Here is a 14,234-nt window from a genome sequence, read left to right as displayed (position 1 = left end):
TCATGACATTCAGACCTCTCAGCTGGGGAGTTGCATCAGCAACTAGCTACCCCTGCCACACATTCTGACGCGCGACATGGCCATCCCCGAACTCGCCGCGGCATAATCAAAGCAACTGACCTCGCAGGTGTCGAGAAACTCCACCACTCAGAGGGACGTCACCCCTCCGTTCCGCTCGGACACTGCGCAGTGCATCCAGTCCTGCCTCCGGTTTCCAAAGGCAACGGGCTGCGCTGAAGTACTGCGCCGCGCTCCTTGAGGAGATACGGTCTCAGCAGGAGACGCTGGCGACGTTCCCGCAGCGCCGACTCGACGCATATCTGACCGGTTCACCGAGCCAGCGCGACGCGCTGGCACCGTTCACGCGTTGGCTACAGCGGCACCGGCTGAGCACCCTCAGAGTCGAGTTCCGAGCCCATCGTCTCGAAGGGCGAAGCTACGCCTCCGACCACCGATGGCAGATGGCTCGCAGGTTCCTATCGGATGCCGAGATGGACCCGAAGACCCGGGCTGCCGGACTCCTCGTGCTGCTCTATGGGATCCAATTGACCCGCATCGTCACGATCACACGGGCGCAAGTCGATACGAGCTCGCAGCCCGTAACGCTCACCGTCGGGGCCGAGCCGATCGAACTCCCCGAAATCCTCGGGAATGCGATCGTCAACCTCGTCGCCGCATCCATGAGGCATCCCGAGGGATGGCTCTTCCCCGGGCGGAACCCGGGCAAACACCTCACCCCGGGCCCGCTGAGCCGCCGTCTTCGCGCCGAAGGCCTGCTCACCGGAAGCGCCCGCACAACAGCACTCATCGAGCTCACCCGGCAAATGCATCCCCGGATCGTTTCGGATCTTCTCGGCATCACGACCGCCTCCGCCGCCGCGTGGTCGCGTCTCGCTGGCGGTGAGTGGTCCGACTATCCGGCACTCCGTTCCACCCATGCCTGACCGATCATCACACCTCGGAACCCTGGGCCGAAATCGCTACACGCAGCTGCGTGACGGTTGGCGACCCGGCGAACCCCGCTGGGGTGCGGAATACCCTGCAGGCGAGCCCGACGGTGGCATGCTCGTCCGAGAAGGGGTCGACTCCGTCGATGAGCACGGTCGGGGACCCGTGGAACCCAAGGCGCTCAGCGTCCTCGGCGGTCTCGACGAGTTGGCGCGTGACCCGGACATCCGATTGGCCATCGACCGCCTCAGCGAGCCGATTGTCGAGCACCTCCCAGTTGGGACAGCCGTCGAAGTATTGCAGGGTGATCTCCATGATGGTCCTCTCAGTTCTCGTTGCGGCGGACCATCAGGAGCGCTCCGGCGATCGCGGCGGTGACGATGACGATGTCGGCGATGTTCCCGATGAACCAGTTGCCGTAGGCGAGGAAGTCCACGACGTGCCCCTGCGCAAATCCTGGTTGGCGGAAAAGCCGGTCGCCGGCGTGCGAGGCTGCGGCCCCGCCGAGCGCACCGATCACGATCGCCCATCCGGGGCGTCGGACTCGGAACGCGTACACGATCGCGGTGACCGTGGCCGCGACGGCGATGAGAGCGAATACCCAGGTGGAGTCCTCGCCGAAGGAGAATGCCGCTCCGGGGTTGTACGCGAGCTGCAGGCCCAGCAGGTCGCCGATCAACGGGATGCGCTCGTGCTCAGACAGGGTGGCCTCGGCCCATGCCTTCGTCCCCTGATCGATGAAGACGACGACCACGGCGATCAGGAGTGCCCAGGCAGTGAGCTGCCAGCGCCCCCTCTGCGGCCGCTGTTCCGACGCCGACTCAACGTCGGCGTTCGTGTCCGGGGTCATGCGAGGACCTCGAAGAGACGGACGATGACGCCGGACTCGATCAGGATGAACAGGCCCAGGCCGATGAACACGATCGGGACGAGCCAGTGCTCGACGCGCTCGAGCGTCTCGGTGACCGCCTTGTGCGTGCCGATCAGGCGTCCGGCAGCACACCAGACGGCGACGAGGATCAGGAACACGACGATCATGGTCACGACGTCGCCGGGAGTGCTGGTGCGGAAGATCGGCGTGTAGAGGGAGATGTTGTCCGCCCCGTTGGCGATCGTGATCCCCGCGACGCCCCACAGGCCTACTGCGCTGATCTTGTCGTCGTCGTCATCATCGTCGCCGTTGCGGCGCAGGCCGCGCACGAGGGTCCAGATGCCGATGCCGAGCGGGATGAGACCGAGGAAGCCCACCCATTCGTCCGGGACGATCGTGAGACCGAGCGCGGCGATCACGCTGATCACGACGAGGGTGATGAACCCGAGATACTGCCCAGCAACGATCTGCCACGGCCGTGGCTTGCCCCGACTGGAGGCAAGGAACAGCACCGTGAGCACGACGATGTCGTCGATGTTGGTCGCCGCGAACAGGCCGATCGCTGAGCCGATGGTCGCGAGCATCAGCTCGCCAACTGTGGCGTGCGGGTGCGGGCGGCGCGCAGGCCGTTGAGGATCACGATGACCTCCGCGACCTCGTGGACCAGGACGACAGCCGCGAGTCCCAGCACACCGAACAGCGCCAGCGGGAGCAGTGCGGTGATGATCAGCAGCGACAGGATGATGTTCTGGTTGATGATCCGCCGGCCCCGCCGCGCGTGGTCGAACGCCCGCGGGATGAGACGCAGGTCATGGCCAGTGAAGGCCACGTCCGCGGACTCGATCGCTGCATCGGAGCCGGTCGCCCCCATCGCGATGCCGATGTCCGCGGACGCCAGGGCAGGGGCGTCGTTGATGCCGTCGCCGATCATCGCGACCGGTCCCGCCTTCGTCAGCTCGCTGATCGCGGTCGCTTTGTCCTCCGGGCGCAACTCCGCACGCACGTCACCGATCCCCGCCTGCGCAGCCAGCGCACGAGCAGTGCGGGCGTTGTCCCCGGTGAGCATCGTCACGCCGATGCCCTGATCCGTGAGCGTACGGACGACTTCGGGGACTTCAGGGCGCAGCTCGTCACGGACGCCGATCGCGGCGACCGGCACTCCACCGCGGTGGACGATCACGACGGTCATGCCCTGTTCCTCAAGAAGCGCGACCCGGTCGCCGAGCTCGGCGGCGTCGAGCCAGCGGGGGCTGCCGACGGTGATCGTCACGCCGTCGACGGTGCCTTCGATGCCGTGTCCGGCCTGCTCGGTCACGTCCGCGGCCGCGGAAACGCCCGGTGCGGCGGCGGTGATCGCGGCGGCGAGGGGGTGCGTGCTGTGCTGCTCCAGCGCGGCCGCCCACGCCAGCGCCTGCACCTCAGCAACGCCGTCCGCAGTGAGGACTGCGGTGACCGCGGGCTCGTTGCGGGTGAGGGTTCCGGTCTTGTCGACCGCGACGTGCCGGACCGTGCCGAAGCGCTCGAAGACAGCACCGGATTTGATGATCACGCCGAACTTGCTCGCCGCGCCGATCGCCGCAACCACGGTCAGCGGCACGGAGATCGCCAGCGCGCACGGGGAGGCGGCGACCAGCACGACGAGGGCGCGGGTGATCCATACCTCCGGGTCGCCGAACAGCGACCCGATGATCGCGACGAGCGCGGCGAGGATCAGCACGCCCGGTACGAGTGGGCGTGCGATCCTGTCCGCGAGCCGGGCCCGCTCGCCCTTCTCGGTCTGCGCCTGTTCGACCAGCTCGACGATCGTGGTGAGCGAGTTGTCGGTACCCGCCGCGGTCGTCTCGACCTCCAGCGCGCCGGCGCTGTTGATCGCGCCGGCCGACACCGCATCCCCGGGCTCGACCTCAACCGGGATCGACTCCCCGGTGATCGCCGAGGTGTCCAGGCTGGAGCGTCCCGCACGGACTATCCCGTCGGTCGCGATCCGCTCGCCGGGACGGACCACCATGACCTGGCCGACCGTCAGTTCCTTCGCCTGAACCTGCACGGACACCCCGTCGCGCAGCACTGTCGCGGTCTCCGGCACGAGCTTCAGTAGCGCCCGCAGTCCGCCACGGGCGCGGTCCATCGCCTTGTCCTCGAGCGCCTCGGCGATTGAGTACAGGAAGGCCAACGCCGCGGCCTCTTCGACATATCCGAGGATGACCGCGCCGATCGCGCTGATCGTCATCAGCAGCCCGATGCCGAGCTTGCCCTTGAACAGCTTCCGGATCGCGCCGGGCGTGAACGTCGACGCGCCCAGCAGTAGGCCGGCCCAGAACAGCACGAGCGCCGGGATCTCAAGGCCGGACCATTCAAGGATCAGACCGGTGAGGAACGCGACGCCGGAGAAGACCGGCACCATGATCCCGCGGTCCCTCCACCAGGGCCGTTCCACCTCTTCGGCCTCATCGTCCGCCGCAGTGGCAGGCTCGTGCTCGCAGCCGCACGCCGCGCTCACGCGTCCGCCCCCGCTCCGCAGCAGCCCGGGACCGTGCATGCCGAGTCCACGCACGGCGCGTGCTCGTCGACAGCCAGCGTCACGTCCACCAGCGCGACGAGCGCCGCAGCGAGGTGCGGGTCCGCGATCTCGTAGCGGGTCTGCCGCCCCTCGGGCTCGGCGACGACGATCCCGCAGTCGCGCAGACACGTCAGATGGTTCGACACGTTCGAACGCGTCAGCTCCAACTCGCGCGAGAGCACGGCCGGGTAGCTCGGTCCACCGAGCAAAGTCACCAGGATCCGAGAGCGCGTCGGGTCGGCCATGGCCCGGCCGAGCCGGTTCATGACGTCGAGTCGCGAAGCAATAGTCAGCATGCACTGAACTATACAGCACCGGCTGATCAATCAACGCTCCACCATCAAGCGGCACAGTTGCCGATCGCTCGTGAATACGCGACTCAGCAACAATCGGCGCTACCAGTAGTGACCGTCGACCTGTGAAGCGATGGGGCCGAAGCGAACCCACGCCTTGACGGGGCGCGGCTGCGGGTCGGTCGTGATGGGGTAGACATCGAGCAGCAGCTCGCGTTCGGTCAGCGACTGCATGGGATGCTTCGCCGCGAGTTGCTCGAGCACCTTTTGGGTCATGCGCTTGTCGATCGAGTCGGCGTAGCGGCGGTTTGTGCCCACGCGACCTCCGACTCGAAACTATGTTCTAGATAGTACGGCGCATCGGACTGTGCGAAGAGTCTCGGCCGGTGACACAGAGAAGCGGGCGGGAGTATCGTGAACTCCCGCCCGCCCTGTCTCTACGGATGGTCAGCGAGCGATTCCTGCGCCGGTGTGCGAAACCGGTGTGGCTTCCGGCCCCGGAGCGTGAGCTGCGGGGCCGTTAGCTTTTGGACCGCGCTCGATATCGACGCCGGCGAACTTCAGCGATGCTCCGACGTTGTCGGCGACGATATCGCGAACCTCCCGCGTCGCGCCGCTTTCGCGATCGGTGTGAGTCGAGAACCGCAGGTCGCCGGCGACGAGCACCGAGTCACCCTTCTGCAGCGAGTCGGCGACGTGTCGGGCCTGGCTGTTGAAGACGACGACGCGGTGAAAGACCGAGCCGGCATCTTCCCAGGCGCCGGTCTGTTCGTTGCGGCGTCGGTCGTTGACGGCGACGCTGAAGCGGGCATACTCGGTGCCGTTGTCGGCAGTGCCGTGTTCGGGGTCGCCGGTGAGGTTGCCCTCGATGGTGACCGGGATTCGTGTGGACATGTTCCTTCCTTCTTTCCTGTTGTGCACCGGGTGGTGCGTCATGGGGCTTGCGACTGGCGCGTCCACGCCTCCCATTCCCGCTCGTCGGTCGTTCCCGACCATGAGCGAGGCTTTTCGGGCTGGTGTCCGTCGGTGCAGCTGCCGGCGTAGGCCTGCCGCCAGCGGGGGCGCGCCATGGCGAGGCGTTCATGCCAACCGATCGGGCCGAAGCCACTGTCACTGGCATCGAACGATGCGCGATGCGCGGTGTGCAGTGCCGAGAGCTCTTCGACAAGCGCGGGATGCTGCCACCAACAGTTCGGGATGCTGCTGACCGGCACGTCGTAGCGCGCCGTGAACCACTCGACCCAGTCGCGTAGCGCTCGCCACACCTCGGAGGCTCGATCGTCGGCGAGGTCTTTCCAATCGATTGCGACGGCACCGAGTGGGACAGACGCGCCACCGCGGTTGTTGACGTCCCAGTCGGCGAGTTCGGCGGCGAGCATCGCATCCAGCACCTCGTCTTCGTCCTCGGCGCTCATGACGCCTCCCGGTGACCCCGCAGCTTGCCACGCAGTCGCAGAAGAGCCGACATGGATGCTGCCCGCCGGTCACGATGGCGAGCCAGAACGCGATCGCGGTCAATCAGGCGGTGCAGGAGTTCGTGGCAGTAGGGGTGCAGCGCCATGAGATCGGTGTGCAGCTCGCGCGCTCGCCAGACGGCGTCGGCGCGGTTGACGCCGGAGTAATCCACATGGTGGAGCTCCAGCATCCGCATCGTCGCTTCGGCGCTGCATGCGACACATTCCAGGCGACCGGTGCGGAGCAGCTCGTCGCGGAACCAGCGGTCGCGGCGAGCGAACCACGCAGGGGAGCGCAGGTAGCCCTCTCGGTAGGCGTTGCCGCGGAGGGGCTTGCGCGTGTTGCTCATGGTTGGTCTCGATCTCGGGCGCCCGCGGTCGTGTCCCGCGTCGCGGCGCGCGCGAAGTCGTCGGCGAAGGTGGTCTGCTGTTCGCGTTCGGTCTCGCGTTTGCCGGCGGTGACGGCGCGGGCGTCGGAGCGTTCGTCCCAGCCGCTGAGGTCGAGGAGCACGCCCCGGCGGTTGCGGTAGGCGAGCAGCCCCACGCTCTGGGGCATGCGGCGGATCTCGTCGACCGTCATCAGCGGCAGCCGGTCGTGCTGCTCGCTGGTGTTCACGCCCGACTGGGTGCTGCTCCACGAGCGCTGCGTGCGGCGGCGCTCCCGGTTGCCGAGCAGCGCTTCGACGTCGCGCAGGTGGTCGACCTGTGAGGCTCCGCCGAGGAGGATCTTCGCGGTCGCGGCGGCCCAGATCGTGTCGGCTTCGGCGCGGGACCAGGCGGTCTCGGCTTGAGAAAGCGCTTGGAGCACAACAAAGGTGCAGATGCCTCGGCCGCCGCCGTCGGCCATGGTGCGGGGCAGGTTGCCCCAGCGGAACATGTTCGCGATCTCGTCGAGGATCAGCCCGAGCGGCAGGCCCAAGCGCGCGTGCGGCGAGGCGAGCGCCTTGCGGCGGGCGACTTCGACGACATCGTCGAGCAGCGCGCCGAGGAATCCGCCCATCGCGGCCGACCCCGAGGACGAGCCGATCAGGTACAGCGTGTTCTCGGCGGTGAGAAAGGCCTCGGCATCGAAGCGCGGGTCACCCGGGCGGGGGGAGAGGGCGTCGCGGATCTGGGGTACGGCCAGCGGTGAGACGGCGTTCTGCACGCCGAACCAGGTCGATGAAACCAGGCGTTCGTCGCCCGCGAGGAGCGCTTCGAGGCTGTCGCCCCATCCGGGGGCTCCGTCGGTGCGCAGCACCTTGACGGCCGCGCTGGCGAGGGAGGGGCTGGTGCCCCAGTCGTAGAGCTGCGCGATCGAGCGGCTTCCCACGGCGCCGGCGTGCAGCAGTCGCGATAGAACGACGGAGGATGCTTGCGCCCATTCGAGGTTGTTCGTCGAGGTGCCGATGGCGGTGCCGGTGATGATCGCCGAGGCCCGCTGCATGGCAACGAGTGGATCTTCGCAGCGCTCGAACGGGCTGATACGCAGGGTGTCTCGGATGCCGGAGAGCCCCTGGGGGTCGAAGATACCGACTGTTCCGCGCCGCTGGCGCATCTTCATCGTGGCGGTGAGGTTGTCGTTGGTCGTCGAGGTGGTGATGAGGGGGCCCGACCAGTCGAGGATCGCGGAGATCAGGACGCGGTAGCCCTTGCCCGACCGGGGCGGTCCCTCGAGAGCGACGGAGTCCTCGATCGAAACATAGACGTCGGTGCCGCGGGAGGTGCCCACGCGCCAGCCGACGTCCGTCGGGGCGGGCTTGGCGAGCCCCGGCCGCAACTGCGCCGCGCGGCGGAGGACAGCCTTCGCCGAGAGGTGCTTCGAGATCTCAGAGGCCCGCGCGAAACCCGGGCGCCCGCGCAGCTCATTGATGAAGTGGCGGTCCGACTGGTGGTACTGGGAGTATGCGATCCCGGCCCATATGGCGAGGCCGGTGAGGATGAGGACGAGCGCGAGGTCGGCTGCGCGGACCGCGGTGACGGGCAGCACGCATCCGTCGGGGACGCTGAAGGTGCTGGGGTCTCCCGAGAGGGCCAACCAGAGCCCGGCGAGGAAGCTGCCGGCGGTCGGGCGGGTGCCGCATGCGAGTTGGGTGCAGAGTCCGGCGATGAAGGCGAACCCGAGGTTGAGCAGGATGACGGCGGCGATGAGGATCGCTGCGAGCTTGGGCCAGAACCCGTCCTTGGCCATGTCGGGGCTCCCGTCGGCTACAGCTGTTCGGCGACTGATGCGGCGGTGCGCACCCACGCGCGCCGCGTCGCCAGCTGCAGGGCATCGAAGCGCAACGGACCGGACTTGAGCGCAGGGTCGAAGGGGATGATGTGTACGGCACGTACGAGGTCGGTGAAGCCCTCGACGATCGGGCGAACCTCGGCCGGGTTGACGCGCTCCGACAGCGTCATGACGACTGTGGCGTTGCGGGCCAGGTCGGCGGAGCGCCGGTCGCGGCCGGTGAGCGCCTCGAGCAGCAGGGCTGCGGATTCCGCGGACTCGCGTGCGGCGATGGTGGGGATGACGAGCTGGTAGGAGGAATCGACCATACGCAGCCAGCGTTCGGCGGATTCGTCGTTGCCGGAGTCGAACACGACGAGGCGGAAATAGCGGGCGGCGACGCGCATGAGCAGATCGAACTCCGTGGTGGCGATGCGCTGCCGTGCGGCGAGCAGCTCGGGGTTGGAACGCAGCACGTCGTATCGGTCATGCGTCTGGTGGTGCACGTAGTTGGCGATATCGGCGATCGGCGCATCCGGAGAGAGCAGCCATTCGGCGGCGGGTAGTAGGTCTTGCACCGTGGAGTCGTAGTGGCCGCTTTCGGTGCGCCAGCCGAGGGTGCCGCGGGTGTCGTTGTTGTCCCACGCGAGCACCGGTCCACCGCCGTAGCGGGCGAAGACCGCGGAGAGCATCGCCGTGGTCATCGTCTTGCCGACGCCGCCCTTGCCGTTAACGACGGCGATCGTGCGGCAGCCGGCCCAGTGTTGTGCGACGGCGCTCTCGTCACCAGCGCGTCGCAGAGCCTCGGCCGATCGCCGCACTGTGATGCCGAAACGCCTGAGCAGTGCATGCCATGCGGTGAGATGGTCCGGCTCGCCCTCGCTCGGTTCGACGATGAAGGAGCGACGTTCGGAGCGTGCGGCGCGACGAGGGGCGGGCAGCTCGGAGGCTGGCGGACCGTGGGTGGCGGCAACATCCTGTGTCTCTTCGATCGGGTTGTGGAGCGCTTCGTTGGCGGTGATGCCGGTGACGATGCCGTCCTGGCTCACCAGGAGGCGATGTTCGCCGTGGTCGCCCGAGGTGATGAGTTCGAGATCGATACGCGCAGACTGAGCCTCGGCGATGGCGCGCTGCACTATGGCGCTACGGATGTCACACCCTTCGAGGGGCTCGAGGCGTTCGGCGCGACCGTGGGTGCTGACGAAAGACGCGGTGTCGCCGGTTACGGCGGCGTAGACGAGGGGTCTGGTGGTGGTGCTCATCGTGTCTCCTTCTCACTGGTCAGCCAGCCGGCCAGGTCGGTGTCGTGCTCGCTCGGCCACACGTCGTTCGGCCATACATCGTCGACCACGAGCGGGGTCGGTTCGAGGGATGCCACAACCTCGGGCGCGGGCTGCATCGCGTCGTCGGTCATGAACAGGTCGTACTCCCATTGCGTCGAGGTTGCGAAGCAGTCGACGAGGTAGGAGTACTGGCCGACGTACGCGAGGAACTCGCCCTTGCGGAGTTGTCGCGCCATGTCGACGTGTGCGGTCGGCATGTGCAGTCGGTCGCGCAGGCTGGCGTGTTCCTGGTGGTTGACGCGGAAGATGAGCTTGTTCTCGATGTCTCCGACGATTGAGTAGGCGAGGTTGCGCTCCTGCGAGTCGGCGTCGCCGACAGCATCGAGGTCGCCCATCTTGTGCAGGATCACGATGTTGCTGATGCCGTAGTGACGCGACAGCTTGAGCCACTGCTGGTACATCTGGAGCGCGGCGAGGGAGGTCATGTCGCGCCAGCCCTCCTCACGCACGACATACCGGGTGCGTTTGGCGTTGCGGTCCGAGATGACGGCTTGCACCCACGAGGTCGTGCACACCTGGGTGAGTTGGGCGACGAGGTCGCCGCGCGAGAACAGTTCTGAGGTGTCGACGACGACCAGCGGGGAGTTGTCGTCGAACTGCACGGTCGATGCGTCCTCGAAGAGACCCGATAGATCGCCCTCGACGAATCGGCGCAGCACGAAGCGCGGTTGCGATGCCGCCGCGGAGACCTCGGGCTCGTCGGCGAGCTCGCCGGTGCTGATGCGGGCCAGTTGGCGGTAGACCTCCCGCAGGGTGGGCTCGTCGCTGGTCTCGCCGATGGCGCGTTCGAGCGCGAGGTGGATGCAGGCGTGCTCGACCGCGGTGAGCTTGACGCCGCCGACCGCCATCTCGACGAGCGAGATGAGCGTGGCAATGCGGCGCTGGCGCACCATTTGCTCGTGCTGCTCATCACTGGCGCCGGTGCGGCGCGGGCCTCGATCGAGGGGATTCAGCCGTGCACCCGTCGGCCCGCCCAGCCGGATCACGGTCCCACCGACCGATTCCGCGACGACAACCCACTCGCCCTTGGGGTCGGAGGGAACCACCGCATTATGGCCGAAGGGGATGCTGCGGGTGACAAGCGTTTTGATCGTCGAGCTCTTGCCGGACCGGTAGGAGCCGAGGACGAGAACGTTGGTCGAGAAGGATCCGCGGTCGGTGGGGTCGGCATAGGCGTCCCAGGGGGAGAAGTGCCAGAGCGCGTCCGCGTTCAGATCGACGCCGACGATGGGCCCGCGGTGCCCGAGCCCGGCATCTGCGACGAACGGGTAGATGCCGGCGAGGTGCTGCGAGGTCGCTTGGTGCGGAGGGAGCGCGGGACGGGAGAGATTCCAGTAGCCGCCCTCGGTCAAGCCCGGTCCGAAAGGTCCGGGCACAGCCGGCTCGGGAAGTGCGCGATCCTTCTTCGAGCTACGCGCCGGCTGCCCGTCGCGCATGCGCGCAGCGACCTCGCGCTGCATGGCGCGGCGCTCGGTGCGGGTCTGATTCGCGGGGGAGACGACGAAGGTGCGACGCGTCATCACTTCATCCCCACCCCGAGCGGCAGCGCATTCACGAGCAGCGCTTCCGCCTGCTGGCAGTACAGAATCTGCGCCTCCATCCCCGCACGTGAGAGGGAGTTACGAGCGCCGGCCAGCGACTGCTCAAGGGATTCGTCGTCTGCGGCGGTGATCGTCAGATAGGCGCCGTACCGAAACTCTCCGTGTCCCGCGACGAGTTCGTCTTCCTGCTTCTCGAGGGCGAGCCAGTCGGCTTCATCTGCGGCGGACCCGTCGGCGCCGCGCTTGGCGCGCAGCTTCTCGTTGCCGCGCCACACCTTCTTCTCCTCGCGAATGCGCTTGAGCGCCTTGTTCACCGGTACCGGTGTGAGCACGATCGAGAAGATGTGGGTAACCGCGTCACCGGAGACGGGATGGCGGGCGAAGACCAGGGGAGAGATGAATCCGACCGGGGCGTCGGAGCGCGGCCACTCGTGTACCCACAGCGTCGTATGGATGCCGGAGTCCGTGATCACGACGCCATTTCGCCCGCGGGGCTCCTCGAGATACATCGGACCGATCGCGTTGAGGGCGACGCCGATCTGCTCGGCGTCGCGGTTCTGCACGGTCGACAGGAACTCGGGGTCGAACGCGGTGCGGGCGAGGCTTGCGATATCGCGGGACGTGAGCCAGCGGCGTACGGTGATGCGCGCCGCGCGCAAGGCGTCTGCAACATTGCCGGCCTCGACATGCGCGAGTGCCACGATCGCGGGCTGCCCTCCGCCAAGCGCTCGCACCTGCGGGCCGAGCGCGACGAGATCGAACGTGAGGGTGAGGTAGTTGCGATGGGCGACCGCGAACCGCTCCGACGCGTCCATCACCTGCCGATAATTCACGGTCACCGCAGCGCTGTCGTCGATGCCGGAGCGGTGAGCGCTGTCGTCGAAGTGGTCGCGCGCCGCCCGTACCGTGGTCGGGGTCGTCCGCTCCTGCAGCGTGACACGCTTGATCCCGACGCGTTGGGTGAATGTTGCTAGCACCTGAGCCCACTGCTGGGCGAGGTCGTACCGCTCGGGCGAGTCCTTCATCAGGAAACCCTGCACCTCGAGCTCGGCCGTCACCGACACCGACCGGTCGTGAGGGTTGTAGACGCATGCGAGACCGTCGACGTCCCACACCTGCACCGAAGCCCGCGCACCAGGTAAGTTCAGGGTTCCCTCGAGCTGTGCGTGCTCGGGGCGGAAGGCCTGCGTGGTCGCACCCGCGGAATAGCGGACCTGCTTCAACAGCCAAAGTCCCAGCATCCTCGGCGCCGAGATGCCGTGCACGGTGGTCAGCGCAACCAGCCCGAGCGGCAGGTAGATGGGAGCCGAATAGAGGATGCCGGCGGGGCCGAAGCCGTTGACGCTGATGAGGATGCTGAGCGCGGCCGCAGCGACGAACCCGACCTGCCACGGATCGAGGCCGAGTACGACCCCCTGCCGAGAGCGGCGGGGGAGACGCACCGGGCGGGCGTAGTCACCGGTTGTGGAGGTCATGGATTGCTCCTCGAGGGTCGGGACGCACCGGGCGTCGGGGGTGTGGCACTCGCGGTCGGGCGGGAGGAGCTCGACTGCGGTGACGGCTCGCCGAGCTTGGCGCCTAACGGGGCGGTCGGATTGGAGGGGTGAGCAGTTCCGCTCGAGCGACCCGCGGCCGCGGAGACTCCGCCCGCGGAGCTCCCGCCCGGCGAGCCCGCGCCCGCGGTGCCACTGCTCGGCGAGTTCGCGCGCGCGGAGCCCCTACTGGGTGAGCCCCCGCCCGCGGCGCCACTGCTCGGCGCAACCCCACTGCCTCGTGCGGAGCCCGGGGTGACACCAGCGGGCGCGCCCCCGAGACGGCTGGGCAATCGCGCCGCACCGCGCACGGCGTTCGACCCTATGTGCCCGGCCTGCCCGCCGAGGCGAGAGCCGAGCGAGTCGGCGGCGACGGCGCCGGTGAAGGTGAACAGACCGAAGATCGCGAAAGGTGCGAACGCGATGAGCACGAGGCCGACCAGCAGCGGCCAGGACTGCGGATCCCAGATTGTGCGCACGGATGCGAGCCCGTTGATGATGAGCGCCAGAAAGCCGATAGTCAAAGGTCCGGTGAGCAGCAGCACGACGACGGCTGAGACATAGCGGACGACCCATTGGGGTCCGAGACCGCGAACCGGGAACAGCATCCACGCTACCGGCCCCACCATGATCAGCACCGCGAGGGCAAGATTTCGAAACGCGAACACGAGGGTGAGGAGGGCGATCGCAAGCAGCAGCAAGCCGTGGATCAGGAACGCGAAGAAGTAGTTGGCCTGGCCACCCGCCCACATCACGCTCTGAAGTGTTGTAACGACGGCGAAGCGCCCGTCGCGGTTGAGGGAATACATCACCAACTCGTCGACCGCGTTCACGACGTGGCCCGTCATCCACAGCGTGAGCGGCACCGCGGGGATCGCGATGAAGGAGCGTATGATCGCGCCGACGAGTTCGTCGCGGTCGCGGGAGATGGCGGCGGCCGCGACCGCCCACACCATCGCGGTGAACACGACGGCGAGCACCGCCCAATTCCAGAACGACCACTCCGAGACCGCCGCGTTCCACAGCGTGCTCGAGGTGTCGAAGCGGATGTTCGTCTCCATAAGAAACAGCGCACCCGTCGTGGCCAGAGCCATGCCCCGGCCGGCGTTCTCGAACGTCACGCAGACCAGGTCTCCCATGCTGCAGCCGTAGTCGACGGTGAGTTCCTTGCCCCCGGCATCCTTCAGCTGCTGTTGATGCCCCTCGTAGGTGGTGCAGACGGTCGCGTTGGAGCCCGCGACCAGCACGCCGATGAAGCAGCGCTGGTCCTTGATATCGACAGCGCTGTCGGGAGTGCAGCTGACCTGATCGCCCTCCATTGCACACGTCACCGGGAACGTCGGTGCGGACCACGACTGACCCGTTACCGGGGACGCGATCTGCACTTGGATGGTGGCTGCGGATGCTGTGGACGCCGCCTGCGCGGGCGCGGAGACGCTGACCGCCGCGACGCCGGCGAGCAGCGTGCCGAGGATCACCAGGCGCAGCCGACGCATCGGAA

At 67.7% G+C, this 14,234-nt stretch carries 15 protein-coding genes; 1 reads left to right on the top strand and 14 read right to left on the bottom strand.

Going from position 1 to position 14,234, the window contains the following annotated elements; all coding sequences use genetic code 11:
• Positions 1–491 precede the first annotated feature (491 nt).
• A complete protein-coding gene (locus tag M4I32_RS12505; RefSeq protein WP_319034807.1) occupies positions 492–944 on the top strand; it encodes a hypothetical protein in 453 nt (150 codons plus the stop codon).
• A 7-nt stretch (positions 945–951) separates the two neighbouring features.
• Here M4I32_RS12505 and M4I32_RS12500 read toward each other — a convergent pair whose 3' ends face one another.
• The 14 genes from M4I32_RS12500 to M4I32_RS12435 all read right to left on the bottom strand — a co-directional run bounded on the left by M4I32_RS12500 (position 952) and on the right by M4I32_RS12435 (position 14,229).
• Positions 952–1,263 carry a thioredoxin family protein gene (locus tag M4I32_RS12500; protein ID WP_319034806.1) on the bottom strand — a complete coding sequence of 104 codons (312 nt, stop codon included), beginning with the start codon at positions 1,261–1,263 and terminating at the stop codon, positions 952–954.
• A gap of 10 nt (positions 1,264–1,273) precedes the next feature.
• Positions 1,274–1,798, bottom strand: a complete 525-nt coding sequence (locus tag M4I32_RS12495) for a signal peptidase II (RefSeq protein ID WP_319034805.1) — start codon at positions 1,796–1,798, stop codon at positions 1,274–1,276.
• Entirely contained in the window at positions 1,795–2,403 is a 609-nt protein-coding gene (locus M4I32_RS12490; RefSeq protein ID WP_319034804.1) for a cadmium resistance transporter, read from the bottom strand. Before M4I32_RS12490 ends, M4I32_RS12495 begins: the two co-directional genes overlap by 4 nt.
• Entirely contained in the window at positions 2,403–4,358 is a 1,956-nt protein-coding gene (locus M4I32_RS12485; RefSeq protein WP_319034810.1) for a cation-translocating P-type ATPase, read from the bottom strand. The genes M4I32_RS12490 and M4I32_RS12485 overlap by 1 nt, the downstream gene beginning before the upstream one ends.
• Positions 4,316–4,675 (bottom strand): Cd(II)/Pb(II)-sensing metalloregulatory transcriptional regulator CmtR, encoded by a 360-nt coding sequence (cmtR, locus tag M4I32_RS12480; RefSeq protein ID WP_319034803.1) that lies wholly within the window; start codon positions 4,673–4,675, stop codon positions 4,316–4,318. Before cmtR ends, M4I32_RS12485 begins: the two co-directional genes overlap by 43 nt.
• A 99-nt stretch (positions 4,676–4,774) precedes the next feature.
• The gene (locus M4I32_RS12475; RefSeq protein ID WP_319034802.1) at positions 4,775–4,990 is read right to left on the bottom strand and encodes a hypothetical protein; all 216 of its coding nucleotides are present in this window, start codon (positions 4,988–4,990) and stop codon (positions 4,775–4,777) included.
• A 129-nt stretch (positions 4,991–5,119) separates the two neighbouring features.
• A complete protein-coding gene (locus tag M4I32_RS12470; RefSeq protein ID WP_319034801.1) occupies positions 5,120–5,566 on the bottom strand; it encodes a single-stranded DNA-binding protein in 447 nt (148 codons plus the stop codon).
• Positions 5,567–5,604: 38 nt separating this feature from the next.
• The gene (locus M4I32_RS12465) at positions 5,605–6,087 is read right to left on the bottom strand and encodes a hypothetical protein (RefSeq protein WP_319034800.1); all 483 of its coding nucleotides are present in this window, start codon (positions 6,085–6,087) and stop codon (positions 5,605–5,607) included.
• Positions 6,084–6,476, bottom strand: coding sequence for a hypothetical protein (locus M4I32_RS12460; RefSeq protein WP_319034799.1), 393 nt, complete (start codon positions 6,474–6,476; stop codon positions 6,084–6,086). Before M4I32_RS12460 ends, M4I32_RS12465 begins: the two co-directional genes overlap by 4 nt.
• A complete protein-coding gene (locus M4I32_RS12455; protein WP_319034798.1) occupies positions 6,473–8,296 on the bottom strand; it encodes a type IV secretory system conjugative DNA transfer family protein in 1,824 nt (607 codons plus the stop codon). Before M4I32_RS12455 ends, M4I32_RS12460 begins: the two co-directional genes overlap by 4 nt.
• A gap of 17 nt (positions 8,297–8,313) precedes the next feature.
• Positions 8,314–9,579 (bottom strand): ParA family protein, encoded by a 1,266-nt coding sequence (locus M4I32_RS12450; protein WP_319034797.1) that lies wholly within the window; start codon positions 9,577–9,579, stop codon positions 8,314–8,316.
• A complete protein-coding gene (locus tag M4I32_RS12445) occupies positions 9,576–11,180 on the bottom strand; it encodes a hypothetical protein (protein WP_319034796.1) in 1,605 nt (534 codons plus the stop codon). The genes M4I32_RS12450 and M4I32_RS12445 overlap by 4 nt, the downstream gene beginning before the upstream one ends.
• Positions 11,180–12,676, bottom strand: a complete 1,497-nt coding sequence (locus tag M4I32_RS12440) for an SCO6880 family protein (RefSeq protein WP_319034795.1) — start codon at positions 12,674–12,676, stop codon at positions 11,180–11,182. Before M4I32_RS12440 ends, M4I32_RS12445 begins: the two co-directional genes overlap by 1 nt.
• Entirely contained in the window at positions 12,673–14,229 is a 1,557-nt protein-coding gene (locus M4I32_RS12435) for a hypothetical protein (protein ID WP_319034794.1), read from the bottom strand. Before M4I32_RS12435 ends, M4I32_RS12440 begins: the two co-directional genes overlap by 4 nt.
• Between the last annotated feature and the right edge of the window lie 5 nt (positions 14,230–14,234).

This window comes from Microbacterium sp. LRZ72 (assembly GCF_033792225.1).
In the GTDB taxonomy this organism is placed as follows: domain Bacteria; phylum Actinomycetota; class Actinomycetes; order Actinomycetales; family Microbacteriaceae; genus Microbacterium.
This window is presented reverse-complemented; position numbering and strand designations above follow the sequence as displayed.